At 63.5% G+C, this 25,920-nt stretch carries 21 protein-coding genes and 3 pseudogenes; 13 read left to right on the top strand and 11 right to left on the bottom strand.

Translation table 11 applies throughout. The features are described from left to right. Positions 1-148: 148 nt before the first annotated feature. On the top strand, positions 149-1,798 hold the full coding sequence (locus ACX3P0_RS16890) for an MFS transporter (RefSeq protein ID WP_459090211.1): 1,650 nt from the start codon (positions 149-151) through the stop codon (positions 1,796-1,798). A 130-nt stretch (positions 1,799-1,928) separates the two neighbouring features. Here the strand turns inward: ACX3P0_RS16890 and ACX3P0_RS16885 are convergent, their stop codons facing one another. Then, on the bottom strand, positions 1,929-2,081 hold the full coding sequence (locus ACX3P0_RS16885; RefSeq protein ID WP_459090340.1) for a hypothetical protein: 153 nt from the start codon (positions 2,079-2,081) through the stop codon (positions 1,929-1,931). A 248-nt stretch (positions 2,082-2,329) separates the two neighbouring features. Then, positions 2,330-2,481, bottom strand: a pseudogene (locus ACX3P0_RS16880) (IS110 family transposase); the annotation flags it as partial. Between the two features lie 74 nt (positions 2,482-2,555). On the opposite strand from ACX3P0_RS16880, the gene ACX3P0_RS16875 reads away from it, so the two are divergent. The 6 genes from ACX3P0_RS16875 to ACX3P0_RS16850 all read left to right on the top strand — a co-directional run bounded on the left by ACX3P0_RS16875 (position 2,556) and on the right by ACX3P0_RS16850 (position 9,334). Next, complete coding sequence (locus tag ACX3P0_RS16875) at positions 2,556-3,227, top strand: SGNH/GDSL hydrolase family protein (protein ID WP_459090209.1); 672 nt, start codon at positions 2,556-2,558, stop codon at positions 3,225-3,227. 455 nt (positions 3,228-3,682) lie between these two features. Next, on the top strand, positions 3,683-4,936 hold the full coding sequence (locus tag ACX3P0_RS16870; protein ID WP_459090207.1) for a sarcosine oxidase subunit beta family protein: 1,254 nt from the start codon (positions 3,683-3,685) through the stop codon (positions 4,934-4,936). Positions 4,937-4,946: 10 nt separating this feature from the next. Next, positions 4,947-5,216: a sarcosine oxidase subunit delta gene (locus ACX3P0_RS16865; RefSeq protein ID WP_459090205.1), complete on the top strand. Its 270-nt coding sequence runs from the start codon at positions 4,947-4,949 to the stop codon at positions 5,214-5,216. Then, entirely contained in the window at positions 5,213-8,101 is a 2,889-nt protein-coding gene (locus tag ACX3P0_RS16860; RefSeq protein WP_459090203.1) for a sarcosine oxidase subunit alpha family protein, read from the top strand. The genes ACX3P0_RS16865 and ACX3P0_RS16860 overlap by 4 nt, the downstream gene beginning before the upstream one ends. Continuing rightward, a complete protein-coding gene (locus tag ACX3P0_RS16855; RefSeq protein WP_459090201.1) occupies positions 8,094-8,651 on the top strand; it encodes a hypothetical protein in 558 nt (185 codons plus the stop codon). The genes ACX3P0_RS16860 and ACX3P0_RS16855 overlap by 8 nt, the downstream gene beginning before the upstream one ends. A gap of 26 nt (positions 8,652-8,677) precedes the next feature. After that, on the top strand, positions 8,678-9,334 hold the full coding sequence (locus ACX3P0_RS16850) for a TetR/AcrR family transcriptional regulator (protein WP_459090199.1): 657 nt from the start codon (positions 8,678-8,680) through the stop codon (positions 9,332-9,334). A gap of 70 nt (positions 9,335-9,404) precedes the next feature. On the opposite strand, the pseudogene ACX3P0_RS16845 reads toward ACX3P0_RS16850, so the two are convergent. From ACX3P0_RS16845 to ACX3P0_RS16815, 7 genes and pseudogenes are all read right to left on the bottom strand, one after another. Continuing rightward, a pseudogene (locus ACX3P0_RS16845) lies at positions 9,405-11,359 on the bottom strand (CocE/NonD family hydrolase). A gap of 70 nt (positions 11,360-11,429) precedes the next feature. Next, positions 11,430-12,446 carry an ABC transporter ATP-binding protein gene (locus tag ACX3P0_RS16840; protein ID WP_459090197.1) on the bottom strand — a complete coding sequence of 339 codons (1,017 nt, stop codon included), beginning with the start codon at positions 12,444-12,446 and terminating at the stop codon, positions 11,430-11,432. Then, positions 12,443-13,423, bottom strand: coding sequence for an ABC transporter ATP-binding protein (locus ACX3P0_RS16835; protein WP_459090195.1), 981 nt, complete (start codon positions 13,421-13,423; stop codon positions 12,443-12,445). The genes ACX3P0_RS16840 and ACX3P0_RS16835 overlap by 4 nt, the downstream gene beginning before the upstream one ends. Beyond that, entirely contained in the window at positions 13,420-14,307 is an 888-nt protein-coding gene (locus ACX3P0_RS16830; protein ID WP_459090193.1) for an ABC transporter permease, read from the bottom strand. The genes ACX3P0_RS16835 and ACX3P0_RS16830 overlap by 4 nt, the downstream gene beginning before the upstream one ends. Then, positions 14,285-15,232: an ABC transporter permease gene (locus tag ACX3P0_RS16825; protein WP_459090191.1), complete on the bottom strand. Its 948-nt coding sequence runs from the start codon at positions 15,230-15,232 to the stop codon at positions 14,285-14,287. The genes ACX3P0_RS16830 and ACX3P0_RS16825 overlap by 23 nt, the downstream gene beginning before the upstream one ends. Positions 15,233-15,285: 53 nt before the next feature. Beyond that, a complete protein-coding gene (locus ACX3P0_RS16820) occupies positions 15,286-16,848 on the bottom strand; it encodes an ABC transporter substrate-binding protein (protein ID WP_459090189.1) in 1,563 nt (520 codons plus the stop codon). Between the two features lie 185 nt (positions 16,849-17,033). Continuing rightward, positions 17,034-18,026 (bottom strand): dipeptidase, encoded by a 993-nt coding sequence (locus tag ACX3P0_RS16815; protein ID WP_459090187.1) that lies wholly within the window; start codon positions 18,024-18,026, stop codon positions 17,034-17,036. A 201-nt stretch (positions 18,027-18,227) separates the two neighbouring features. Here ACX3P0_RS16815 and ACX3P0_RS16810 point away from each other — a divergent pair, with 201 nt between their 5' ends. Both ACX3P0_RS16810 and ACX3P0_RS16805 read left to right on the top strand, forming a co-directional pair. After that, entirely contained in the window at positions 18,228-20,255 is a 2,028-nt protein-coding gene (locus ACX3P0_RS16810) for a prolyl oligopeptidase family serine peptidase (RefSeq protein WP_459090185.1), read from the top strand. An 11-nt stretch (positions 20,256-20,266) separates the two neighbouring features. Further along, positions 20,267-21,523 carry an NAD(P)/FAD-dependent oxidoreductase gene (locus ACX3P0_RS16805; protein ID WP_459090183.1) on the top strand — a complete coding sequence of 419 codons (1,257 nt, stop codon included), beginning with the start codon at positions 20,267-20,269 and terminating at the stop codon, positions 21,521-21,523. Positions 21,524-21,551: 28 nt separating this feature from the next. Here ACX3P0_RS16805 and ACX3P0_RS16800 read toward each other — a convergent pair whose 3' ends face one another. After that, positions 21,552-22,448 carry a LysR family transcriptional regulator gene (locus ACX3P0_RS16800; protein WP_459090181.1) on the bottom strand — a complete coding sequence of 299 codons (897 nt, stop codon included), beginning with the start codon at positions 22,446-22,448 and terminating at the stop codon, positions 21,552-21,554. Between the two features lie 123 nt (positions 22,449-22,571). On the opposite strand from ACX3P0_RS16800, the gene ACX3P0_RS16795 reads away from it, so the two are divergent. The 4 genes and pseudogenes from ACX3P0_RS16795 to ACX3P0_RS16780 all read left to right on the top strand — a co-directional run bounded on the left by ACX3P0_RS16795 (position 22,572) and on the right by ACX3P0_RS16780 (position 25,592). Then, positions 22,572-23,909: an aromatic ring-hydroxylating oxygenase subunit alpha gene (locus ACX3P0_RS16795; RefSeq protein WP_459090179.1), complete on the top strand. Its 1,338-nt coding sequence runs from the start codon at positions 22,572-22,574 to the stop codon at positions 23,907-23,909. Positions 23,910-24,064: 155 nt separating this feature from the next. Further along, positions 24,065-24,327, top strand: a pseudogene (locus ACX3P0_RS16790) (transposase); the annotation flags it as partial. A gap of 113 nt (positions 24,328-24,440) precedes the next feature. Next, positions 24,441-24,809 carry a hypothetical protein gene (locus tag ACX3P0_RS16785; protein WP_459090177.1) on the top strand — a complete coding sequence of 123 codons (369 nt, stop codon included), beginning with the start codon at positions 24,441-24,443 and terminating at the stop codon, positions 24,807-24,809. Positions 24,810-25,241: 432 nt separating this feature from the next. Continuing rightward, positions 25,242-25,592, top strand: coding sequence for a hypothetical protein (locus tag ACX3P0_RS16780; protein WP_459090175.1), 351 nt, complete (start codon positions 25,242-25,244; stop codon positions 25,590-25,592). Between the two features lie 54 nt (positions 25,593-25,646). Here ACX3P0_RS16780 and ACX3P0_RS16775 read toward each other — a convergent pair whose 3' ends face one another. Continuing rightward, the gene (locus ACX3P0_RS16775) at positions 25,647-25,817 is read right to left on the bottom strand and encodes a hypothetical protein (RefSeq protein ID WP_459090173.1); all 171 of its coding nucleotides are present in this window, start codon (positions 25,815-25,817) and stop codon (positions 25,647-25,649) included. Positions 25,818-25,920: the final 103 nt, after the last annotated feature.

The raw sequence follows: 25,920 nt of genomic DNA, 5'->3' as shown, positions 1-25,920 counted from the left end.
TATGTTGGCCGAAGGGTTGACTTAGAGCATTCGGAATGCCGGTGCTCGGTCATGCCTGAAGTACGATTCCCTTGCTTAAATTGAAAAGCCAAAAAGGCAGTAGTGGCTGCCGTGAACCAAATAATCCGCTCGAAAGCAGTCAACCGTCATGCAGCGTGAAGATCCCCATCTACCCAAATCAACGACCCTCGCTCCACTCCGGAACGAGGTGTTTCGTTCGATCTGGACGGCCTCACAAATATCCAGTCTCGGGTGGCTCGTACAAACGGTTGCCATCAGTTGGCTGATGGCCACCATTACGACTTCCGATCTGATGGTCGCACTCGTGCAGGCCGCATCCACATTACCGGTGTTCTTTCTCTCAATCCTTGCGGGTGCCATCGCCGACAATTTCAGCCGCCGATGGGTGATGTTTGCGGGGCACTGCTTGTTGGCATCGGCATCAACGATGCTGATGATTTCAGTGGGTCTGGGATTTGTCAGTCCATGGCTAATTCTCGGACTGGGTTTCTTGGCCGGCTGCGGCTTCGCCTTGAACGATCCGGCCTGGCATGCTTCCGTTGGTGATATCCTTCACAAGCGCGACATTCCGGCTGCGGTGACGCTGATGTCCGTCGGATATAACATTGTGCGGGGCATAGGACCCGCGCTGGGTGGGTTGATCTTGGCCTTCTTTGGACCGCTGGCGGCTTTCGCCGTGGCCGCGGTGAGTGATCTGGCGCCTCTCGGTGCAATTTGGCGCACCAAATGGAAAGTTCGCGCTTCTCCTCTTCCTCGCGAGCGAATGACCACGGCTATTCACGACGGGCTGCGCTTCACGTTGATGTCCTTGGAGATCAGGGCGGCGATCGCCCGTGCGGCTCTTTTCGGGTTGGCAAGTATTTCCATCCTCGCTCTGCTCCCTCTCGTCGTCCGCGATCAGTTGAAAAGCGGGCCAATCGTCTACGGCATCTTATTGGCCGCCTTCGGCATGGGGGCTTTCATCGCAGGCATGAGCAACGGCTTCCTAAGGCGCATCATGTCTCAAAACAGGCTGGTGGCGGTCGCCTCTGTCGCTTGTGCAGCATGTTGCCTTTCCCTCGCGCTTACATCGTCGGTCCCTGTGGCGGCCTTTTCGCTGGCACTGGGCGGTGCGGGTTGGCTCGTCACCTGGACGGGCATTGACGTGTCGGTGCAGCTGGCAAGCCCAAGGTGGGTCGTCGGCCGCACGCTCTCGATCTACTATGCCTTGAGCGCTGGCGGTATGGCTGCCGGCAGCTTCATATGGGGTACCATCGCGCAGAACTACTCCTTGACCTGGGCCTTGGAGGGCGCTGCGGGAGCTCTGTTGCTGGTCGCGGCAGCGGGAATACTGTTGCCGATACGTCCATGGGAAGAAGCAGATCAAGAAAGTTCGGATTTCCACCCGCCGGAACTGGCACTCGATCTGAAGCCCAGAAGTGGCCCGATCGTGGCCAAAATCGAGTATTCCATATCCGATGAGAATAATGCGGCCTTCCTGGATTGCATGCGCGCAAGGCGGCACGTTCAAAGCCGCGCCGGTGCACGAAACTGGACCCTTCAGCGCAACCTTCAAACACCATCAGTTTGGACAGAGACGTTCCGCACGCCAACCTGGATGGACTTTCTTCGTCTGAACCATCGGCTCACGGCAGCGGATAAGGACGTAGTCCAGCACCTCCAGGCCCTGCATGGTGGAGAGCTTCCTCCGCAGACGGTACTTTCGATTGAGCGGACGACAGACGCAGCTCGTTCCCGTGCCCGACCAATAGCAGTTGTTTCACGGCCCCTAAGGTGATGTCGATATAGCCGCCGCCGCCAATCACATCGACTGACACATTCCAATGCGGCCGTTGCCGGAGCCTGCGGCGCGGCCGCCTCCCACAGTCCATAGGAGCGGGGATCATTCAACATCGGCTGGTCCTGTCTCAAGAGGCTTGGCGAACGTCCGGTGCAAGGCCGGCACAGGCCGCGGAAATGCGCTGCAACGCTTCCTTGAGTTCGCTCTCGGAGGTCGCATAGGAAATGCGGAAATAGGGCGACAACCCGAGGTTCTTCTCTATTCGGCGTGTTGAGGTCAAGCGCTTTCGGGCTTTCCGCTCGGCTGATGATTAACGTCTTTCGCGGGCCCTCGCTTCTCTTCGGGATCGACTCTTTGGCCCTCCCATTATGGGATCAGTAGAATGAGGCGGCCCAATCTGTTGCGCGTCCTGATCGCGATGGTGCGACCGATACAAGAACCCAAGCGAACTCACCTCATCCATCGTCCCGCGAAGGACGCCTTTCCACCGGCAGGCGGAACTTTATAGTCTCCTTCCTGGCAGTCTGTTCAGACAACTGCGGGCGAGCTCTCCCTTGTCCAGCGGAATTCGGTGCGTCGCTCCACATGCGGTGCATGATCACCGCCAGCCGGCGTGCAAGTGCAACGATGGCCTTTTGCCGGCCTCGCCGCTTGGCGACGTTCATCGCCCAGGGCCTGATCATCCTGCTTGCCGCGATCTTCTACGGCCTGCGCACGGCCAGGTCCTGAAACAGCTATTTTTTGGAGGAGACACATGAGCCAAAAGAAATCGATCCTGTGCTTTGGCGATTCACTCACCTGGGGCTGGATTCCGGTGATCGAAGGGTCGCCGACATATCGCTATCCATACGAACAGCGCTGGACGGGCGTGATGGCGTCCCATCTCGGTGACGCCTACCATGTCGTCGAGGAAGGCCTCAGCGCACGCACCACCAGTGCCGACGATCCCAACGATCCCCGGCTGAACGGAAGTGCCTATCTGCCGGCTTCGATCGCCAGCCACCTGCCGCTCGATCTGGTCATCCTCCTGCTCGGCACCAACGACACCAAGCCATTTTTCAACCGCACGCCCTATGACATCACCTACGGGATGGCCAAACTGGTTGGGCAGGTGCTTACGGGCGGTGGCGGCATCGGGACGCCCTATCCAGCGCCGAAATGCCTTGTGGTTGCTCCCCCGCCGCTGTCGCCCATGCCCCACCCCTATTTCCAGGGCATGTTCGGCGGCGGACATGAAAAATCAGGGGAGCTTGGCAAGCAATACAGGGACATGGCGGATTTTATGAAAGTGGACTTCTTGAACGCCGGTGATTTCATTACCACCGACGGCAGCGACGGCATCCATTTTACCGTGCAGAACAATCTGGATCTCGGAAAGGCCATCGCAGACAAGGTTGCAAAAATCCTTGCAAGCGATCCGGCGTGAAAGGCTGACTGAGCGGCCAAGGCCATTCGCGTGTCTCCCACCCATTTGGCACGCAACCAGCGGGACTGGTACTTGTACTGGCGGTCTCGCTTCGCAAACAATCTAGCGCCAGCGGGTGTCCGCTTGCATCATCGCGGTTCAAACCGCCATTCCGCTTCCGGCTCCGAAGCCGACTTGCGGACATTCATCGTGGAGCAACCGGACGCGAAAATGCCACTCCTGTGGTCGTCTCAAGCACGCTGCGCCGGATGCGGCATGGCGCCATTGATGCGTTTGACAAGGACCGCTTGGCACCGGCCTACCGTTCATCCGTGCGGGTGACGCCTGGTTGACGAGTTGCGACTGGACATTAGTGTCTATTCGGTTCTACTTTCAGCCCGTTTGAAAGCGGGAAGATCGTTGCCTGTGTCTTATCCATCGGCGAAACATCACTCGGACGTTGATACGGACCCGGCATGACCAGACACTATTCCGCGCTCTCCCTGTTCAAGGAGGGCCTTGCCGGACAGACCGGCTGGGAGAAGGCCTGGCGCTCACCCGAGCCGAAACCGCGTTATGACGCCATCATCATCGGCGGCGGCGGGCATGGCCTCGCCACCGCCTACTACCTTGCCAAGAACCATGGCATCACCAATGTAGCGCTGCTGGAGAAGGGCTGGATCGGCGGTGGCAACACCGGCCGCAACACGACCGTCGTTCGTTCCAACTATTTTTACCCCGAGAGTGCGGCGCTCTATGGACTGGCGCACGGCCTCTACAAGACACTGTCGAAAGACCTGAACTACAACGTGATGTTTTCCGCGCGCGGCATCCTTACGCTTGCGCACAGCGAGGCGGGGATGGAAGCCGCAGCGCGCTCCGTCAACGCGATCCAGATCAATGGCGTCGATTGCGATCTGTTCTCGCTCGACGACGTGCGGCGCGTCGTGCCTATCTACAATTACGGGCCGGACTGCCGCTATCCCATCTATGGCGGCACCTGGCAGGCAAGCGGCGGCACCGCCCGCCACGATGCCGTCGCCTGGGGCTATGCACGCGCGGCCAGCCGTCTCGGTGTCGAAATCATCCAGAACTGCGAGATCACCGACTTCATCGTCGAAGGCGGGCGCTGCCGTGGCGTCGTCACGTCGCGGGGCGCGATCCGGGCGGAGCGCACCGGCATGGCCGTTGCGGGCCACTCCTCGGTGCTGGCGGCGAAGGCCGGCTTCCGCCTGCCCATCAATTCCTACGCGCTGCAGGCCTGCGTATCCGAACCCGTCAAGCCGATCCTCGACACGGTTGTGATTTCGCCCGATACCGGCGTCTATGTCAGCCAGTCCGACAAGGGTGAACTGGTCATCGGCGGTGCGCTCGATCGCATTCCATCCTATGGCCAGCGCGGCAACCTGCCGGTGCTGGAGAGCGTGATTTCCGGCATGCTCGACATGTTCCCGATCTTCGGCCAGTTGAAGATGATGCGGCAATGGGCGGGCATCGTGGACGTCGTTCCCGACTCATCGCCGATCATCGGCGAATCGCCGCTTCCCGGCCTCTTCCTCAATTGCGGCTGGGGCACCGGCGGCTTCAAGGCCATCCCGGCCGGCGGCACGCTTTTGGCGCACCTGCTTGCCACCGGCAATCATCACGACATCAGTCGGCCATTCGATCTCGACCGTTTCGCAACGGGTCGCCTGATCGACGAGGCGGCTGGGTCCGGCATAGCGCATTAGGGGATCTTCGATGCAACTCTTTCCCTGCACGTTCTGCGGCCCGCGCGCGGAAGCCGAATTTCACTACGGCGGCGAGGCCGGCAATCTGCGGCCCGACGGGGCCGACGTGCCGGCCGAGCGCTGGGCGGATTATCTCTACATGCGCGACAACCCTAAGGGTCCGACCCGCGAGATATGGGTGCACCTTACCTGTGGCGAGTTCTTCGTGATGAGCCGCGATACCGTCAGTCACGCCGTTTCGGGATCCTCCGCACACGGTCAGGCGGGACAAACGCCATGAGCGCCAACCGCCTTGCTAGCGGCGGCAGCGACATCGATCGCTCCCATCCGCTGACGTTCAGCTTTGACGGCCGCGTCATCGACGGCTTCGCCGGGGATACGATCGCGTCCGCGTTGTTGGCCAGCGGGCAGGCCATCGTCGGGCGCAGCTTCAAATATCATCGGCCGCGCGGCATATGGGGCGCCGGCGTCGAGGAGCCAAACGCGCTGGTCGACATCGAAGCGGCCTTTGGCCGGGTGCCCAACGCCCGCGCCACGACCGAGCCGGCAGCGCAGGGGCTGACGGTCAAAAGCGTCAATGCGTCGCCGAATGCCGTGGCGGATCGCAACGCCATGCTTGATCGCTTCGCCCGTTTTCTTCCGGCCGCGTTCTACTACAAGACCTTCATGTGGCCGGACTGGCACCTGTTCGAGCCGCGCATCCGCGCCATGGCCGGGCTTGGCATCGTTGACCCCGAATGGTCGCCGCAGCGCGGGTCGGATCAGATCAACCATCACTGCGACATACTGATCGTGGGCGCAGGTCCGGCTGGTCTTGCCGCCGCACGCAATGCGGCGGCGGGCGGGCACTCCGTCGTCCTGGTCGACGACGGTCCGCACCCCGGCGGTTCGCTGCGCCACCGCGCCAGCGCGGTCGATGGCGTGCCCGGAAGGCAATGGGCAGAGGAAGCTACAGCCAAGCTGAAGGACGAAGGCCATCTCGTGCTGACTGACACCACCGCTTTCGGCGTCTACGACCATGGTCTGGTCGCCCTCAACCAGCGGCATCGCGACGGGCAGCCAGATACGCTGTGGCGGGTGCGGCCGAAGCGCATCGTGCTGGCGACCGGCGCCATCGAGCGCCCGCTGCCTTTCGCCGACAACGACCTGCCGGGCATTCTTTCCGCCGACGCCGCACTGCAATATCTGAGGCGGCACGCCGTGCTGGCCGGCCAGCGCATCGTGGTCGCGGCGAACAACGACAGCGCCTGCGAAGTCGCCGCCGCCATGGCTGAAGCCGGCGCGGATGTCGTCCTGGCCGATATTCGCCCGGCCGGGACGAAGCTCGACGCAGGCAGAGCGCGCGTGCTTGCCGGCCGCGCCGTCGTTGCCGCGCATGGCCGCAAGGCTGTCGAGGGCGTGAGCCTGGACGACGGTACACGGCTTGCGGCCGATTGCCTGCTGGTTTCCGGCGGCTGGACGCCGAGCGTGCATCTCTATTCGCAGGCCAGGGGCAAGCTTGCCTGGCGCGAGGATCTCGCGGCCTTCTTGCCCGGAGCGGACCTGGAGGGGATTGGCGCGGCCGGCGCGCTCGTTGGCGAAACCGCGCTGTCCAAGGTTCTGGGGAGCGCTATTGTGGCGCTCGGCGCGTTTGCCCATGCGCCATCGCCGCTTCCCAAAAGCACCGGCGTCGAGGCGAGCCTGAACGTCAGCGCCGCATGGCCGCAGCCGAAGGCCAAGGGCCGCGTCTGGATCGACTACCAGAATGATGTGACGGCCAAGGACGTGGAACTGGCGGCGCGCGAGAATTTCATCTCGGTCGAGCATCTCAAGCGCTACACCACGCTCGGCATGGCGACCGACCAGGGCAAGACCTCCAACCTCAACGGGCTGGCGCTGCTGGCGGAGGCGACCGGGCGCAGCATCCCCGATGTCGGCACGACCACCTACCGGCCGCCCTTCACGCCGGTTCCCTTCGCCAGTTTCGCCGGCCTCAAACGCAATTCGCTGCTGGCGCCGGTGCGCCGCTTGCCGCTGGAAAACGTCCATCGCACTGCGGGCGCTTCCTTCCGCGAATATGGCGGCTGGCTGCGCCCCGCCCATTATGGCGGCGCGGGCGCCAATGCCGCTGCCGCCATCCAGAACGAGGCCCGGCGCGCGCGGCAGTCGGTGGCGCTGTTTGACGGTTCGACATTGGGCAAGATCGAGGTGATCGGCCCGCGCGCGGCCGAATTCATCGATTTCATCACCTACAACACCATGTCGACGCTGAAGCCTGGCCGCTGCCGCTACGGCTTCATGCTGTCGGAGAACGGCGTGGTCTTCGACGACGGCGTTCTCGTGCGCCTCGACGCCGACCGCTTCGTCGTGTCCTGCTCGTCCTCGCATGTCGCCGCCGTCCATGCGCGGCTGGAGGAGTGGCGTCAGGACCGCTTCGGCGGCGACGCGCTCTACATCCACAACGCCACCGCGCACTATGCGACGCTGACCGTATCGGGACCGAATGCACGCAGACTCATGGAAAAGCTCGATCTCGGTGCGGCGCTGGACGACGCCAGCCTGCCGCATATGGCGATTGCCCATGGCCGGTTCGGTGGCGAGGAGGTGCGCATCGCCCGTGTCTCCTTCACCGGCGACCGCAGCTACGAGGTCTCCATCCGCGCCGACCGGGCCGAGGCGCTGTGGGCGCGCATGCAAGAAGAAGGCCGCGCGCTGGAGGCCGTGACGATCGGGCTGGAAGCGCTGATGATCCTGCGCGCCGAGAAGGGTTATATCGTGATTGGCAAGGATACCGACGGCACCACCATGCCGCAGGATCTCGGCGTCGGCGGCCCACGCATGAAGCGCACGAGCGAATTCGTCGGCCGCCGCTCGCTGTTCACGGAGGAAGGCATGCGCACCGATCGCAAGCAACTCGTCGGGCTGGCGGTCGCCGAGGGCGAAGCACCGCTCGGCGCCGGCGCCCACGGCATTGAGCGGGCGGGCGAGGCCAGGCGCAGCCTGGGCTACGTCACGTCGAGCTATTTCAGCCCGGTGCTCGGCCGGCCGATCGCGCTCGCACTGATGGAGACCGGCGCGTCACGCCATGGCGAGGTGATAGACATCCAGCACCTGGGCATGCTGCGGCGCGCGACGATCACCGCACCCTGCTCTTTCGATCCAGCCGGAGACCGGCTCAATGGCTGAAATCATTTCCAATCTGGCTGAACGCTGGCCGGCCGCTCCCGAGTGGAGTTCGGCAAGGATCGAAGGCGGGGGTGCTGCCGCGAAATCCGTCGCCGGCCTGTATCAGATGCTCGTCAGCGGCGATCTCGACGCGTGGAACACGGCGGCCGACCTGTCCGGCCACGGCGTCGGTGCGCTGGCGCTGGCTACAGGAAAGGCATGGCAGGTTCGCCTTGCGCGCGATCGTCTGCTCGCCGTTTCCGAAAAGCCATTCGCTGTCGAACCGGGTTGGCATGGCGACTTTGCCACGACGCGCATGGATGGCGCCCTGCATATCTTCGAGATCGAAGGAAAGGGGCTCGACGGCGTCATCGCCAACGCCATGACGCTCGACCCCGCCGGCAAATCGCCATCGGCTGCCGTGCTCTTCGCCGGCGTGAACGCCATCGTCTACCGCTACGGTGCGGACGACCGGCTCCGCATCCATGTCGATCGGGGGCTCGCGCCGTATCTGTGGGAGTGGCTTGGCAGCCGTCCCGGTTGTAGCGAGGTTCGTCCCGATGTTAACTAGGCGACCTTCAACCTGCCAGGTTCGCCATGTTATCGGATTCCAGTATCGAAGACCTCGTGCGTAGACCGGGGGGCTCGGGCAACGCCAAGGTAACGCGCGAAGACTGGCTGAAACTGGCGCTGGAGACGCTCATCTCGGAAGGGGTGGAAGCGGTTCGCGTGCTGGCGCTCGGACAAAGGCTCAACGTCTCCCGCTCCAGCTTCTACTGGTACTTCAAAAGCCGTCAGGATCTTCTCGATCAGCTTCTCGAATATTGGCGCAACAACAACACCCGCTTCATCGTGGAGCGGGCCGAACGCCCGGCCGCCTCGATAACGCAAGCGGTGCTCAACGTCTTCGAGTGCTGGCTGGACGCGTCCCTCTTTGACCCGCAACTGGATTTTGCCGTGCGCGCGTGGTCGAGGCTGTCGGCGGAAGTCCGCCGCGTCGTCAATGAGGAAGACGACGCGCGCGTCGCGGCCGTATGCGCGATGTTCAAGCGCTACGGTTATGAGGATACGGAAGCCTACGTGCGGGCGCGCGTGCTCTATTTCGTGCAGATAGGATACTATTCGCTGGAGATCGACGAACCGGTCCGGAGCCGGCTTTCCCTCGTCCCCGCCTATCTGCGCACCCATACCGGCAAGGACCCGCTCGAAGGCGAGGTGGAAGTGTTCGCCAGGCTCGTGCAGAGGGATGGGTAGGCCGGAAAGCCGCCATCATCCGGCCGGCCCGCATCCTTCTCCGCGTGAACGGGGAGAAGGATGCGTCGGCTCAGTTCATGTCGCGCGGAAAATCCCTGACCTCTTCGCGGTCGATGACCAGTTCGTCGCCGGCATGGGCGACGAGGCGGGTTTCCATCCGCCACACGTCGCGTAGCGCGCGCACGGTCGCCGAAACGGAAATCCGGGCGATCCAGTCGCCCCGTGCATACGACTTGTCCCAGGTAACCGTGCCACGGGCGGTATTCGGGTCGTCGGGATGGACGACGAAGGTTTCGCTCGATCTGGCGGACAGCACCATTCCGGTGTGCGGATGCCGCACGGTTCCGCTGTCGCTGGTCAGCAGATAGGTGACCTCGCCGGTGATCTGGTTCGTCGTCAGTTCGCGCCGGAGCGGTTCGCCCGCCTTGACTATCTCCTGCGCCATCGGCTGCGCACTCTCCGGTCCCTCGAACGGCGCGAGCGCCGCATCAGTGGATTGCGGCTTGCGGACGGGCAGGATCAGCCTGCCGCCGGCGCAGTGGATCGAGAGCGTCGCCTTCTCGGGTGCCGGGAAGACGATCGGCCAGTGGCCGGTGGCGACAGCGAGCCGGATGCGTTGGCCCTTCTCGAAGCGCTGACCGCAGCACCGCAATTTCACACGGACCGTTTCAGGCCTGCCGGGTGTCATCGCTTCGAGATCGAGATCGTCGTGCCGGTGCGTGAGATTCAAGATGCCATAGCTGACACGCGAAGCGGCCCCGTCCTCCAGCACCAGCGACAGGGTGGCAGAGAGCAGCGCGACCGGTTTGTCGGAAGACAGCGTCACCTCGAACTCCGGGAAGCCGAGTATCTCGACCGCTTCGTCGAGCGGCTGCGTTTCAAACACCAGCGCGTTGCCGGCCTCCATGCGCTGGTCGACCGGCAGTGTCGGCACCGCGCCGTAACCGCACCACGACCCGGACGACAATCCGGCCGTCTCCGGCGAGGAGATCGTCAGCACGTCGTCGCTGCCCTTTTCGGAAAGCCGGCCCGGCGAAAGGGCAAGCGAGCGTTCACCGACGCCCGGTCCCGGCCATGACGGTTCGGCGACCCAGCGGCCGGGCCGCTCGTCATAAAGGGCTGCGGGCGGCGCGGGGTCCTGCATCCAGGCCCGAAGCATCGGCTCGTCGGCAATACCGGTATCGATGCCCTTGAGATATTGATCCCACCAGCGCAGGCATTCCTTGAGGAAGCCCATGCGCGGTCCCGGCATGGCGAAATGCGGATATTTGTGGCCCCACGGCCCGATCAGCCCCTTGCGAATGCCCGGCAGGTTCTCGAGCATCCGAAAAATCGGGTTCGGATAGCCATCCGCCCAGCCACCGACCGCATAGACCGGAATCTCGACATCGGCGTAGTTCTCGCAGATCGAGCCGTGTTTGTAGAAATCGTCGCGGCGCTGGTGCCCGAACCAATCCTGCATCCAGATGCCGTTGCCCTTGAGGCGGCCTTCCCACATTTCGCGCCATCGGTCGCCGACGATCGCCGGATCGGGCGGCGTCATGGCGATGGCCCAGGCCGTGGTGCCCCAACAGAGATTGTCGCCCATCTGCGCGCCGCCCAGATAATGCACGTCGTCATTGTAGCGGTCGTCGGTGGAGCAGAGCGAGATGACCGCTTTCAACGCGGGCGGACGGCGGGCGGCGACCTGCAGCCCGTTGAAGCCGCCCCAACTGATGCCGATCATGCCGACAGTACCGGAGCACCAGGGCTGCCCGGCCAGCCATTCGATGACGGCAAGGCAGTCGTCGTGTTCCTGCTTCAGATATTCGCCCTTGCAGATGCCTTCGCTGTCGCCGGTTCCGCGCATGTCGACCCGCACACCCGCATAGCCATGGCCGGCGAAATAGGGTGTGTGAGGGCGTCACGCTCCACCGTTCCGTCGCGCTTGCGGTAGGGAAGATATTCGAGGATGGCGGGGACAGGGTCGGCCTCCGCGTCTTGCGGCAGCCAAACGCGGGCCGCGAGCTTTGTGCCATCGGGCATCGGAATCCACAGGTTCTCGATCTCGCGTACCTTGCGAGGGAAATCGGTGACGATGCGAATATCCTTCATGTCATATCCTTTGGTTGGGCGCGCCCGAAGCGGCGTCGGACAAATCGGTGTTCAACGGGAAATGGCAGGTCAGTCGGCTCGACCCGATGATGGATGGCGCCGGCACGGTCGTCGCGCACAGTTCCTGCGCGAACGGGCAGCGCGTGTGGAACTCGCAGCCCGACGGGCGCGCCAGCAGGGACGGCACCTCGGCCGGCAGGGAGATGCGGTTATGGACCTTGTCCGGGTCCGGCTCCGGATTGGCCGACAGAAGCGCTGCCGTATAGGGATGATGCGGCGCCCGGAAAATAGCCTCCGTCTCGCCCTCCTCCACGAAGCGGCCGAGATACATGACCGCCATGCGATCGGCGATCTGCCGCACCACGTGCAGATTGTGCGTGATGATAAGCATCGACAGGCCCATACGGTCGCGCAACTCGTTGAGCAGATTGAGCACTTCGCCCTGCACGGACACGTCGAGCCCGGCCGTGGGCTCGTCCGCGATGATCAGGACGGGGTCGAGCGCGACGGCCCTGGCGACGCCGACGCGGCGGGCCTGGCCGCCGGAAAGCTGGTGCGGATAACGATCGGCGAAATCGTTCGGCAGGCCCACAAGCGACAGCAGGCGCTCCACCTCTGCCTCGAGGCTGCGGCCGGACAGGCCGTGAATGGCGAAAGGCTCCGCCAGCAGCGAGCGTACGCTCAGGCGCGGCGAAAGCGATCCGACCGGGTCCTGGAACATCATCGACATCTTGCGCCGCAGAGGCTTCCAGTCCGCTTTCGGCAGCTCTTGCAGTTCCCTGCCCTCGAAGCGGATCGATCCGCCCGCAATGGGCTGCAAACCGTTGACGGCGCGCGCCAGCGTCGTCTTACCCGAGCCGGACTCGCCCACCAGCGCGAAGGTCCGGCCCCGTTCCAGCGTGAACCCGACCCCGGCAACCGCTCCGATCTCGACCCGGCGGGCCAGCGAACTCACCACGCCACCGACGCGGAAGCGCACCCGCAGATCCGAAACGGACAGCAGCGGTTCGTCCGTCATGCGATGGCTCCCGCGGTTTTATCCACATGCCAGCAGCGGGCGGTGTGTCGCTCCGAAAGCACGGCATCCGGCGGCATGGTCGAACAGATTTCATCGGCGAATTCGCAGCGCGCCTGGAAGACGCAGCCCTGCGGCCGCCGGCGCAGATCCGGCAGCGTCCCCGGTATCGTGGGCAGGCGCGGCTCCCGTTTCGATAACCGAGCCGGATCGCAGGCGAGCAGCTTGCGCGTATAGGGATGCCTGGCGTTGTGGAAGATGTCGCGCGTCGAGCCGCGTTCCACGACCTCACCGGCATACATGACGATCATCTCGTCGCAAAGTTCCGCGATGACGCCGAGATGATGCGAGATGAAAAGCACGGAGCAGCCGATCTGCTGCTGCAACTCCTTCAGCAATTCGATGGTCGCCACCTCGAGTGTGGCGTCGAGCGCCGTCGTCGGCTCGTCGGCTATCAGCAGCGAAGGCTCCATCAACAGCGCCATCGCGATCGCGATGCGCTGTTTCATGCCGCCGGAGAACTCATGCGGAAACTGCCCGAGACGGTCCTGCGGATCGGAAATGCGGACCTTTCGCAGCATGGCGACGGAGCGCTCGTCCATTTGCCGGCGCGACAGGCCGGAGCGGTACTGAATATCGCGCATCTGGCGGCCGACCGAGAGCACGGGATTGAGCGCGCCCATCGGGTCCTGGAAGACGGTGGCGATCTTCTGGCCGCGCAGGGCGCGCATCGCGTTGCCGTCGAGCGTGGTGAGGTCGTGCTCGTCCTCGAACAGGATGCGGCCGGACTTCACCTCGCCATTGTCGGCGAGCAGGCCCAGAATGGCGTTGATGAGCGTGGATTTCCCGCAACCGGATTCGCCGACCACGCCGACGATCCGGTTGGCCGGCACGGTGAGGTTGACCTTCCTGAGCGCCTGCAGCGCGCCGCCCTCCGTGGCGAAGTCGACACTCAAATCCTTGACGTCGAGCACCGTCATACGCGTGCCTTCAGCCTGGGGTCGAACAGGTCGCGCAGCGTTTCGCCGAGAAAGGTGAAGCCCAGTGTGGTGAGCACGATCGGCAGGCCGCCGGCCATGACGATCCAGTAGGAATCGCGGATGTTGACGAAACCGTCATTGAGGATCGACCCCCAACTCGGCATCGGCGGGCGCACGCCGAGGCCCAGAAAGCTCAAGCCGGCTTCGATTGCGATGACGACGGGAATGTCCATCGACGCCAGGATCAGGATCGGGCCGATGACGTTGGGCAGTATATGAACGGTGAGAATTCGCGCTGTGCCGGCGCCCATTGACCGCGCGGCCATGACGTGCTCGGCCGATTTCAGCACCAGGGTCTGCGTGCGTATGATGCGGGCATAGCCGGGCACGCTGACGAGAACCACGACAATCAGCACGGCGAACAGCGACGGCCCGGTAAGCGTGACCAGCGTCAGCGCCAGCATTATAGTCGGGAAGCTTTTGACCGCATCGAACACCAGCAGCAGCACATTGTCGAGCCAGCGCGGCCCGTAGCCCGCGATCAATCCGAGAAGGATGCCGAGCGCAAGCGACAGGCCGGTCGCGCCGAGGGCGACCGCCAGCGCGATGCGGCCGCCATGCAGCACGCGCGAAAACAGGTCCCGGCCGAGATGATCGGTTCCCATGAGATGCTCGAAGCTTGCAGGCGCGAAACGGTCGATCGGCGAAAGCTTGGTCGGTGGGTAGCTGGTCAGCACGTCGGCAAACACCGCCGACAGAACCACAAGCACGACCAGGGTCAGGCCGAAGGCACCCAGCGGCTCCCGTAGGATGCGCCTGAGGATGCGGCCCGCCCCGGCCAGGCGGCCGGCGGTCGGCCGCTCAATCAAAGCTTGTTCTGACACGGGGGTCCAATGCACCTATGAGGATGTCGGCGAGAACGTTCACCACAACGAAGAAAACGGTGGTCACCAGCACGGCGCCGGTGACGACGGGATAGTTGCGCACCGAGATCGCCTCGTAGACGAGTTTGCCGATGCCCGGCCGGGCAAACACGATTTCGGCGAAGACGGCGGAGGACAGCATGTTGCCGATGCCGACGCCGAGCAGGGTGATGGTCGGCAAGATGGCGATGCGCAGCGCGTAGGAGTAAGTGATGCGCCGGTCGGTCAGCCCGAAGGCGCGCGCGGTGCGGATATGGCTGGCCTCCAGCGTTTCAAGCATGGAGGCGCGCACCATGCGCGCGATGTAGCCCACCCAACCGATGCCGACCGAAAGGGAAGGCAGGATCAGGTGCTTGAGCTGGCTGCCCCAATCGCCGGGCTCCCCGGCACCGATGGCGGGCAGCCACTGCAGCGCGACGGCGAAGATCAGCAGCGAATAGATCGCGATGACGAAGGAGGGAACGGCGATCACCGCCACGGAGAGCACGCCGACCACGCGGTCCACGAAGCCACCGCGCCGCACCGCCGCGATGCAGCCCAGCGGGATGCCGAGCAGGACCGACCACGTGATCGCCCCCCCGACCAGCGCCAGGGTGAAAGGCAGCTGCTCGAGCACCACATCGAGCACGGGGCGTTCGGAAAGCACCGCGGTGCCGAGGTCGCCGCGCAACGCCGAGGTGTAGAATTTGACGAACTGGACCCAGATCGGTTGATCCAGACCCATGCGCGCGCGCAGGGCCTGGATCATCTCCGGCGTGGCGCGCGGCCCTAGAGCCACGGATACCGGGTCGCCCGGGATCACATAGACCATGGCGAAGAGGATCATCATCGCAACGCTTACGATGATGACACCCAGACCAAGTCTCTTCAGTGCGTAGCGGAGCATCTCAGTTTTCGGCCGAGCCGCTCCGCGCCGTGCCTTTGCCAAGCATGGGCGGATCAGGCGGGTTTGAAATCGGCGAAGACAGGCTCTCCATTCGGCTTCAGAGCCGGGGCGACGCTGTTACGGAACATCGCGCCGGTCACCTCATGGGTGAGGAAGACGTAGCTGCCGCTTTCCTCCATGAGGTCCTGCATCTTCTTGTAGATGACGTCGCGCTTGGCCGGATCGAGTTCCACCTTGCCTTCGACGATCAGCCTGTCGAATTCCTCGCTGCTGAACTGCTCCCAGTTCCAAACGCCGATCTGGTCCGTGGTGAACCATTCCGTCGCCCAGCTCGGGTCGGGCTGCATGGAAAAGCGCGACAGCAGCATCTGCAGCTTGTTCTGGTACGGGCTTTCCTTGGCGCCGAGGGTCCAGAACGTGCCGCTGTCGTTCTGCTTGATCTCGACATTGAGGCCGACCTCCTGGAGGTTGGCCTGGATCACCTGCGCGGCCGTCAGGCGCTCGGATTTGTTGAGGATGTCGAGCGTCACCGTAGCACCGTCGAATCCGGCCTTTTTGATCAGCTCACGCGCACGGTCCGGGTCGTAATCGAAAAGGTTCTTCTCGCGGTGGCCGATCAGTCCCGGGGCGATGATGCCGGTGGAGGTGGCGGCGGCGCCGAAATAGGCTGCGTCCACCACCGCCTTGCGATCCACGCCATACTGGACGGCGCGGCGCAGGTCGGGATTGTCGAACGGCGCCGCAACCTGGTTCATGCCGAGCCAGACGAAGGCGAGGGACGGCTTTTCGACCACCGTGGTGTCCGGTGGCGGCGTCTTCTTGAGCCGGGTGATCGAGGACACCGAGGTCCAGGTATAATCGAGGTCGCCGGCCTCGTAGCCCAGCTCGGCAGTCTTTTCGTCCTCGATCGGATGGATGTGGATTTCCTCGTAGCCGCCCGGCTCGTATTTCCAGTCTGGGTTGCGCACAAGAACGGTGCGCTGCTTGGGCGACCATTCCTTCAAAAGGTAGGGTCCCGACTGCGCAATCGGCTTGACCCCGAGCTTGCCGCCGGCCTCGGTCACCGCGCGCTTGGAAAGGATGGTGCTCGACGGCGTCGGCAGCGTCGTGGTCCACATGGGCGCGAAGGCTTCCTTCAGGTGGATGACACCCGACAGCGTGTCCTTGACCTCCACTTCCTTCAGTGTCGTCCAGTCGCCGGAATAAGGGGATTCGTTCTTGGGATCGGCGATGCGCTCGATCGAGAATTTGACATCTTCGGCGGTCATCTGGCCGAAGCCGTCTGTGAAACCGATATTGTCGCGCAGCTTGAACGCGATGGTCAGCGGATCGAGTTGCTCGATCGTTTCAACGGCCATCGGCTTCCAGCCCCAGGTGTCGCCCGCGGAGGTGATGACGAGCCCCGCGAAGATGACGTTGGTGATGTCGCCCTCAGGAGAAGCGAGACGGTAGCAGGGGTCGAGCGTCTGGATGTCGGAATAGGAACGCACCCGCAGGATGGAACCCGCCGCTTGGGAGCGCTGTGCGGGATAGATGAGAGAAGCAAGCCCGAGCGCCCCTGCCCCGGCGAGGACGGTGCGGCGCGAAATATTGGTATTATTTCCGGTTATGACCATGTTCTACCCTCTTGTTGTTCTATGTTTTGAGACACATGAGAGGTCTGCGCCTCCCGCAGAATTTTCCCCTTACCGTGCCCGCACCATACACATATGTCCAGTGAAAAAGCGGAACCGGTGGAAAGCGGCTGCCGCGGCCCATATGAACACCAAACGTATCTATGACCGGGGCGTCTGGCCGCAGGTCATTTCCACAACTCGCGCGCAAGCCGCATGAAGTTGCCGCCCATCACGTCGCGGACCGTGCGTTCGGCCTGGCCGCGGCGCAGCAGGATCTCGATGAGTTCCCTGATCTGACCCGGCGCCGCATAGGTCGTTGCCCCCTCCGGATATTCGTTCTTCGGCCAGAAGTGAGGGTTTTCGGCGATGGCGTCGGCCACGCCGTCGACTTTCACGGGAAAGGCATAGTCGAGCCCGATGCCGACATGGCGCGGGCCAGCGACGTCGATCAGGTATTCGACATGGTCGGCAAGCCGCTCGGAATCGGTGCGGCTTTCCCCGAGGAACCGGTTGAGGCCGACAATGCCGACAATACCGCCGGTTCGCGCGCAGGCCCTGATCTGCTCATCGGTGATATTGCGGCCATGGCCGCACAGCGCCTTCGGATTGGAGTGCGAGAAGATGGCGGGCCGGTCGGTATATTCCATGACATCCATGGTGGTGCGGTAACCCGTATGGGTCAGGTCGACGAACATGCCCAGGCGATTCATCTCGTCGACCGCTTGGCGGCCGAAATCGGTCAGGCCGATGTCGTCGTCATGGCAGCCGCCTCCGGCCAGGTTGTTGCGGTTGTAGGCGAAAAGCATCTGCCGCACGCCTAGCCGATGGTAGAACTCGATCATTTCGATCCGGCCGTTCAGCGCGTTCATTCCCTCGATGTCGAAGGTGACCGCCAGCTTACCCTCGGCCTTGGCCGCGAGAATGTCGCTGGCGGAGGCAACCAGCGAATAGTCCGACGGGCGCGAAAGGATCCAGTGACGGAAACTGGCCAGCGTCGCGACGGTCTTTTCCCAAGGCAGTAGATCGAAGCCGACATCGATCGAGAGGTAGTTGAAGCCGGCCGTACGCCATATGCCGAGGTTCTCCAGATCGGCGGCGGGATCGGGCATGAAGCCGGAATGTGCGTCCCACATCACCTCGCCGTCCATGATCGACTGAACCTGGTCAAAAAGACTCATAGCACCCCTGCCCTGTCGCTGTTTCGGCGTTGATCGCCCCCATTAAGTCAACATCCGGACCAGGCGGTCAATCATTGACACGGCTGGCCCAATCAGATGTACACTAGTGTCTAGACAAATCGCCCGGCTGGATTATGCTGCCCGGAATGGATGGCGGAACGGCGGTTGCTCCGTTACCGACCGGGCCGCAGGGAGCCGAACATGGCCTTGGACGCAAAGCGGCTCTCCGAGCCGGGAACCGCCCGGATGGAGGGTGATTTCCGCACTTCCGCGGAATTCGCCGAGGCGCGGCAATTCTACGCCGGCCTTCTCGGTTTGCGTGGCCATGTGTTCGGCGCCCGGAGCCCGTGCGCTCACGCCTCCTCCAAAGACATCCATTTCATCGGGCAGAGTTTCGACGAGGACTTCGAAACCGGGCTGGCTCATCGCCTGTACCGCGTAGCAGGCGGGAACGGAGCGCCGGTTCGCCTCAACGACCGGGAGACGAGGCAGATCGGGCTGTCGCCCGATGGCCGCAAACTGGCCGTGGCGTGCGCGGGGCAGGAAGCCGGCACCGATTGCATCGAACTGTGGTCCGGTGACAGCGCCATTGCAGCCGCGACCGTTTTGGGACGCGTCGAGCAGATCGACTGGTCGCCGGACGGCGAAAAACTTCTCCTCGTCGTCGCGGGAGCCGGCGCCGATCTCGCCGGCATCCATGGCGGCTATGCGCAAAAAGAGGAATCGGGCGCGCCCGCCTGGCTGCCGCAGGTGGACTGGGGCGCGGGCGACGATCTGTGGCGCTCCATCCAGATCTGGAACCTCAAGGATGCGCCCGCCGCGCTCACCCGCGCGCCGCTCAACGTGTGGGAGGCAAGCTGGTGCGGGTCCGACAGGATCGTCGCCGTCACCAGCGACGACCACCGCGAAGGCAGTTGGTACTCCTCCAAGCTCTCCCTGATCGATGCAGGCTCGGGCGCGGTAACGCTCGCGCACAGGCCGCCCGACCAGATCGGCGTCCCGCGCGGCGCGCCCGACGGCTCCCGCGTCGCCTTCATCCGGGCATTTTGCAGCGATCGCGGCCTTGTCGCCGGGCAATTATGTGTCCTCGACCTCGCCAACGGCACGGTCGAAGGCGTCGCGACCGACGCCATTGACATCACGTCGCTCGAATGGCGCTCTGCCGGCGAACTGCATCTGGCCGGCATTCGCGGCCATGAGACCGTGGTCGCCGATTACGACCTTTCCCATGGCGCTTTGACCGAACGCTGGTCCTCGACGCAGGCCACCTGCGGCGAGTGGGCGCCTGCCGCCGCGCCGGTCGGGGATACCGGTTCGCTTGTCGTCGCCGAGGCCTATTCCCGGACACCGTTCCTGGCAAGGATCGAGGGCGGCGAACTGCAGGAGATCGCGTCGCTGGCCGCGCCCGGCGCGCCGTCCGCGATGGCGGACCGTGGCATCATCGAGCCGTTTTCGTGGAAAGCGCCGGACGGGCTGGAGATTCAGGGCTGGCTGGTTCGCCCGGAAAAAGCCGATGGGCCGACACCGCTTCTGGTCGACGTTCACGGCGGGCCGATCTCGGCGCATCGCAACCGCTGGATGGCGCGAACCCGCGCAGCACCGCTGCTGGTCGCTCGCGGCTGGAGCGTTTTCTTTCCCAATCCGCGCGGCAGCACGGGACGCGGCGATGCCTTTGCGCGTGCCGTGCAGGGCGACATGGGCGGAGCGGATGCCGACGACATCCTGAGCGGCATCCAGGCGCTCGTAAGCCTGGGGATCGCCGAAACCGGCCGCGTTGCGATGACCGGCACCAGCTATGGCGGCTTCATGTCGGCCTGGATGCCGACGCGCAGCGACCGCTTCGCCGCGGTCATACCGATTTCTCCCGTGGGAGACTGGTACAGCCAGCACCGAACCACCCAGATCCCTGAATTCGACGCGCTCATGCTCGAATCCTCGCCCTGGGACGAAAGCGGAGCCTATTTTGCGCGCAGCCCCGCCTTTCACAAGCAGCGCAACAGGGTGCCGACGCTGGTGATGGCTGGCGGCATCGATAAAAGCACGCCGCCCAGCCAGGCGCTGGAATGCCATTTCGCCGCCTTGCGCTCGGGCTCTCCCAGCGCGCTGGCGACCTACCCGAACGCCGGACACAGTGTTCGGGTCTATCCCGAATATATCGACACCGCGGCCCGTATCGTCTGGTGGCTCGAAACCTATGTGGACGGGCCTTCGACGGCCCCAGCGACTTGAGGAGCAGCAAGATGGCGGACGAAAACAGCAGGCACATCGTAGTAATCGGCGGCGGCATCATCGGCTGCTCCACGGCTTACCACCTGCTTCGCGAGGGCGTGAAGAAGGTTACGCTAGTGGAAGCGGGAGAACCAGGCAGCGCCACCACGTCAGCCGGCGCGGGCTTCGTCTCGCACTGGTCGGCAGGCATGATCCCGCTCGGCGAGGAGGGGGTCAAGCTCCAGCAATACGGCCTGGACTTCTACCGCATGCTGCACGAACTCGGCACGGAAATCGGCTACCGCCCGAACGGCACGCTGATGATGGCGCTCACGCCGCAGGGCCGCGAGGATTTCCTGGCGCCGGTTCTCAATTCGCCTTATGCACCCAAGGAGATGCAGGACCTGAACGCCGCCCAGATCGGCGAGAAGATGGGCGGGCTGGTCGACCCCGCCAAGGTCCATTCCGGCGCTTACAATCCGCATGGCATCCAGGTCGACACGAAGCTGGCGCTCGACGTACTGGTCGGCGAGATCGAGCGCCTTGGCGGCGTCATCCGCGGCCAGACGCGGGTCCGCAACATCAGCGACGCCGGCGGCAAGGTGACCCTGGAGACCGATCGGGGAACCATCGAGGCGGATGGTGCGGTGGTGGCGGCGGGCGCATGGAACAATGAAATCCTCGCGGGCCTCGGCTGGCGGCTGCCGATGCTGCGCGTGCTCGCGACCCGTGTCGTCACCGATGACCGCGGTCTGCCTTCCACCTTACCGACAATTCAGTGCCGTGAACTGCACCTTTGGCTGCGCGAGACGTTCGGCGCGGTGATGTGGGGCACCGGCAGCCACTATACCCCGCTTCACCGGCTGGAAAATGGCGGGACGGAGCCAGGCCAGCCGCGCAACCGCGAACTGATGCAGTCCATGGTCGATCAGCAGATGGAAAGACTGCAGGAGGTGTTTCCGCCGTTGCGCGGCTCGACGGTCTCGAGTTGGTCGCAGGGTATTCCCTGCTACACGCCGGACGTCGGCCTGCTGGTCGGGCATGTTCCCGGAAGCGCCAATGTGGTCGTCGTCGGTGGAGACAACGAAAGCGGCGTCACCCACGGTCCGGGCCTCGGCAAGCTTGCCACCGAGATTCTGCTCGATACGCCGCGCTTCGTAGATCCGACGCGTTTCCGGGTTGACCGCTATGCGCTCGACGCATTCCCGGGCGAGGTGGAAATCGAGGAGTCAATGCCGGCCTGGAGCAAGCAACACGGCGCCCGCCGTTTCGCTCCCGCAGCCGAATAGGCAGGCGGTTCCAGACCCGTTCAATTCATCAATGGGGCGTGGCGGCGTTGTCGAGGAGCGCCTGCGCCACCGCCCGCGCGGTCGGCGTCGCCTTACTGCGCATGAGCAGATAAAAGGCCTCATCGTGGTGCCTGGACGCGGCGGTCAGGCGTACAAGTTGCCCGAGCCTGAGCTGTTCCTCCACAAACCCGGCCCAGGCAAGGGCTGCGCCACGGCCGGCGATCGCCTCATGCATCATCGGCAGGTAACTGGAAAATGTCGGTCCGGGCAGGTTTCGCTCGGTTCCGATCCACGATTTCCAGTTGTCGACCGCTTCGCCGGGGGCGGCGAGATGCAGCAGCGGTACGTCGAGGAAAGTCGACGGGTCCTCCCTGGCCAGCGCCGGGTATCGCTCCAGGAAAGACGGCGAGCAGACCGGAAACCATTCTCCGTCGAACAATTTTCGCGCAATGAATCCCGGCCAATGTCCGGGGTGGCCGAAGCGGATCGAGATCGCCACTTCCGGCCGTCGGAAATCCTGCGGGTCGTTCGAGGTCAGCAGGGACACCCGCCCATGGGTAACCAGCGAGGTGACAAGCTCGAAGCGGGGCATCAGCCAGGCCTGCACAAGGTCGTAGCCGCTACCGATGACGAACGTATCGCGATCGGGCTCCGTCAGGCGCTCCACCGCATCGCGGATCGTGCCGAGGCCCTCGCGGATCGCCTCCGCCAGCAAGGCCCCGTTTGCCGTCAGCGCGACGCGGTTGCCCTTGCGCGCCAGCAGATCGAGCGAATGCTGCTTTTCCAGATTTGCGATATGGCGGCTGACAGCCGACTGCGCGATCGCCAGTTCCTGCGCCGCCGCCGTCAGATTGCCGTGCCGCGCGGTTGCCTCGAAGGCGACCATCGCATTGAGCAGGGGAAGGGAGGCTTTGAGCGTCTTCATGTCCCCGACACGTTACTCGATGCCTTTTCAAGATGGAACCCTGCCAAATCCATGCTTGATTTCCGGGCTGTATTGCTCCCACTCTAATCAAAAGTCATCTTGAGCCAGCCCGAGGAGCCAACCATGCCTGCCTGCGAAAAAGCCTTGTCCTCCATCGATCCCGCGCGCGTCATCGACCTGATCGATGGGCACCGCAAGGACTGGTCCCTGCAGCAGGCTTTCTATCTCGACCCGGGAATCTTCGCGCTCGAGCGGGAGTTATGGTTTCCCCGGCAGTGGGTCACCGTCGCCCATGTCAGCGAACTGCCGGAGAAGGGCAGCCACATCGTCCGGCAGCTTTTCGACGAAGAGATCATCGTCACCCGTTTCGGCGACGGGGATGAGGACATAGCCGCCTACTACAATGTCTGCACCCACCGCGGTTCGCGCCTGTGTACCAAGGACGGGCGCAGCAAGCTCCTCGTGTGTCCCTATCACGCCTGGTCCTTCAGGCTTACCGGCGAACTCCAGACACGGGGCGACCTGCCCGAGGGCGTCGACGGAGACGAACTCGGCCTACACAAGGTGCCGATGAAGGTCATCGGCGGGCTGGTCCTTTGCGGGCTGGAAGCCTCGAGCCTGCCCGACATCGAACCGGCCGCAGCCGGGTTGACCGACCTGTTGCGCGAAAACGGCGTGCACGACGCACGCATCGTCGCGCGCAAGAACTACCTCACCAAGGCAAACTGGAAACTGGTGCTGGAGAATTTCCTCGAATGCTACCATTGCCGCTCGGCGCATCCGGAATATTTCCGCGTCAATGGCCACGTGAAGGTGACGGCCATGCGCGACGACGACAAGGCAGCGGAGTGGCAGGGCGAGATCGACGCATGGCACAGCGTCATCGGCGACGCCGAGTTCGACAAGGGCGTGTGGGAGGCCGGCGACCTCGACACCATGCCTTTCGCCATGCACCGCAAGCCGATCGGCTCGGGTCGCCTGACGCTCTCCGACGACGGCCAGCCCGTATCGCGCCTGATGGGCGGACGCAGCACGTATGACGGCGGAGAGAACGGCTTCCGGATCGGCCGCTTGTCGTTCCTCAGCGCCCCCAACGATTATCTGACGATGTTCCAGATGATTCCGCGCAATGCCAACGAGACCGACGTCATCATCACATGGCTGGTCGACAAGAATGCCGACGCGGATGTGGACGCCGACAATATCTCGTGGATGTGGGACGTGACGACCGTCCAGGACAAGAAGATCACCGAGGACAACGCCGATGGCATTGCCTCGCGCGCCTACCGGCCCGGACCCTATACGCCGCTGGAATCCCAGACCGCTTTCTTCATCGAGACCTATCTGTCCCAGATGCGCGCCTTGATCACCGGAGAGCGCGGCGACGGACAAGAAGAGTGGGGAGCGCCCTCGGAACTCTTCGCATCACCGAAGGCAACCTGCAACACGCGTCGCCTCTAGTGTGTTTTTTGGATTTGGAATTCGCTCATCGTGTCCGATCCATTGTGTAGCGCATTTCGGATTCGGTACGGAGAGGTGGCTCGGCAAATTTGCACATTGGGCCAAGTGGAGTTTCTGCCTAAAGGGGGCCAGCATGGCCGCCGACAGGAGATCAGATGGCGAAGCGACACGCCGGAACCACAGTCCGGTATTCAAGGCGAAGGTGGCTCTAGCTGTCTTGAAGGGCGCGAAGACGCTGTCGGAACTGGCGCAGCAGTTCGACGTTCACTCCAACCAAATCACGACCTGGCGATCGCAGTTGCTGAAAGGGGCTGCGGGGGTTTTCAGATCGGATGGCCATACTGAACCTGCGGAGCCAGCGATCGACGTGAAGACGCTGCACGCCAAGATCGGCGAGTCGACGTTGGTGAACGATTTTTTGTCCGGGGCGCTCGGCAAGGCGGGACTGTTGCCGACGCCGTCGCTAACAGTTCACTAGCCGGACACCTGAAGGGCAAGCTTCTCCTTGATCATGGCGATTTCGACGAGAACGTGCATCCAGCGGTCACCCAGCAATTTGCCGCAGCACTTGTCGAGGCCGGGAAGACGTTCGACATGCTGATCACGCCGAATGACGACCACTCGACCTTTTCTCGCAGCCCCTATGTGGAAGGGAGGACGTGCCTCAGACTTCCCGCCGCATATATAAGAACTTTCTGCGCAGGCGCGGAGGGTTTCATCGGCGTCACAATCCATGACAATTTTGCGTGGGCTCGCACGCCTACCACTAGAATTATTCTGGGCATCACCTCTCCTGAGGCGACGTCCATCATTATAGCTTTCTGGATACAACGCGAGGCATCAAGTCAAAACATGAATCAACACGCCTCGCTCTACGAGCTTGCCTTGGGCCCTCGATGAGTTCAAGTCCGGCACCGTTCACTGACGGGTTGGACATGCTGCGTCGCACAAGTTGCAATGCTGCTATGCAAAATCAAGGCTAGCGCAGCGTATCGGGTAAAGTATTATGGGATAATCAAATTCTGTCAGGATCCTCCTCCTCCCAGGGACTGACAGATAGGGTCGACTTTCACCTCCTCCCGATCGTCGACCACCCATATGACGCCCGCCGCACCTCCTCCGCGGCGGGCGTTGTGCTTTCGGCATCGGCCCTTCTTCCCCGTTCGCCGGCTTTCATTTGGGTGGCGCCGGGCATTTCCACTCCTTTCCTACCGACCCTTGCAACTCCTACCGACCCTTGCAACGCTGTCATCGATTACCGATCTTTCGATCAGGAAATCGCAAACAGAGGCGGTAGCAGCCATGTCAGCCTTTCAAGTCAGGATCGCGTACTTGACGCCGATCCGGCGTTCACGGCGGTATTTTCACAATGTGGTGGTTGCCGACGATCAAGCCGCGGCTCTTGCCGAGGGCCGGGAGCAACTGTCTAAACGCTCGATTGGCGCCCAGATCGTTCACCAGTCAGCTTCGCTTCGACGTGACAACTCCGACGCCGAGGCCGCCATGCTGGCCGGATGGAAGCTGACCGACGGCTGGTGGACACGCCCGATCCGGCCGGGCGACGATTTGGCTGAGATCGCTGCCCATGGCCATGCGAGCAACCGGCGCATCAATACGCGCACCACCGCAGGCTGTGTCGCGATGGATCGCAGCGCCCGGGAAGAGGTGTACACTGCGGCGTGAACTTCAATGCTCTTGCTAGTCTCGTAGTAGCTCTCCCTGCCCGATCGGCCGCCATCACGCGGTGCCGGCAATCCGCATCTGCCTGAGATCGTGCACCCGATGGCGCTCGCACGCCGCCATCAACGCCATTCCGAGCACCTCAAAATCAGAGGCTTCGTGCGGACGCCAGGCGCAAGGACAGAGATCGAGGCCGGCGTGAGCGTCCGCCATTTCGCGATAGATCATGCGACTGAGCGTGCAGCGAGACGCAGAACAGCCATCGGCGGAGCCGTGTTGCAAGGATCGGGCATCTTCAAACTGCGGAGGTCCGCCCCACTTTGGAGATCAT

The sequence above is a fragment of the Mesorhizobium sp. A556 genome (assembly GCF_054489545.1).
The sequence above is the reverse complement of the archived record's forward strand: the minus strand, read 5'-3'. Positions and strand labels throughout refer to the sequence as shown.

Bases quoted from the DNA above. Each gene is read 5' to 3' on its own strand.
- ACX3P0_RS16890 (WP_459090211.1), top strand. From the start codon at position 149: ATGCAGCGTGAAGATCCCCATCTACCCAAATCAACGACCCTCGCTCCA.
- ACX3P0_RS16875 (WP_459090209.1), top strand. From the start codon at position 2,556: ATGAGCCAAAAGAAATCGATCCTGTGCTTTGGCGATTCACTCACCTGG.
- ACX3P0_RS16870 (WP_459090207.1), top strand. From the start codon at position 3,683: ATGACCAGACACTATTCCGCGCTCTCCCTGTTCAAGGAGGGCCTTGCC.
- ACX3P0_RS16865 (WP_459090205.1), top strand. From the start codon at position 4,947: ATGCAACTCTTTCCCTGCACGTTCTGCGGCCCGCGCGCGGAAGCCGAA.
- ACX3P0_RS16860 (WP_459090203.1), top strand. From the start codon at position 5,213: ATGAGCGCCAACCGCCTTGCTAGCGGCGGCAGCGACATCGATCGCTCC.
- ACX3P0_RS16855 (WP_459090201.1), top strand. From the start codon at position 8,094: ATGGCTGAAATCATTTCCAATCTGGCTGAACGCTGGCCGGCCGCTCCC.
- ACX3P0_RS16850 (WP_459090199.1), top strand. From the start codon at position 8,678: ATGTTATCGGATTCCAGTATCGAAGACCTCGTGCGTAGACCGGGGGGC.
- ACX3P0_RS16840 (WP_459090197.1), bottom strand. From the start codon at position 12,446: ATGACGGACGAACCGCTGCTGTCCGTTTCGGATCTGCGGGTGCGCTTC.
- ACX3P0_RS16835 (WP_459090195.1), bottom strand. From the start codon at position 13,423: ATGACGGTGCTCGACGTCAAGGATTTGAGTGTCGACTTCGCCACGGAG.
- ACX3P0_RS16825 (WP_459090191.1), bottom strand. From the start codon at position 15,232: ATGCTCCGCTACGCACTGAAGAGACTTGGTCTGGGTGTCATCATCGTA.
- ACX3P0_RS16820 (WP_459090189.1), bottom strand. From the start codon at position 16,848: ATGGTCATAACCGGAAATAATACCAATATTTCGCGCCGCACCGTCCTC.
- ACX3P0_RS16815 (WP_459090187.1), bottom strand. From the start codon at position 18,026: ATGAGTCTTTTTGACCAGGTTCAGTCGATCATGGACGGCGAGGTGATG.
- ACX3P0_RS16810 (WP_459090185.1), top strand. From the start codon at position 18,228: ATGGCCTTGGACGCAAAGCGGCTCTCCGAGCCGGGAACCGCCCGGATG.
- ACX3P0_RS16805 (WP_459090183.1), top strand. From the start codon at position 20,267: ATGGCGGACGAAAACAGCAGGCACATCGTAGTAATCGGCGGCGGCATC.
- ACX3P0_RS16800 (WP_459090181.1), bottom strand. From the start codon at position 22,448: ATGAAGACGCTCAAAGCCTCCCTTCCCCTGCTCAATGCGATGGTCGCC.
- ACX3P0_RS16795 (WP_459090179.1), top strand. From the start codon at position 22,572: ATGCCTGCCTGCGAAAAAGCCTTGTCCTCCATCGATCCCGCGCGCGTC.
- ACX3P0_RS16775 (WP_459090173.1), bottom strand. From the start codon at position 25,817: ATGATCTATCGCGAAATGGCGGACGCTCACGCCGGCCTCGATCTCTGT.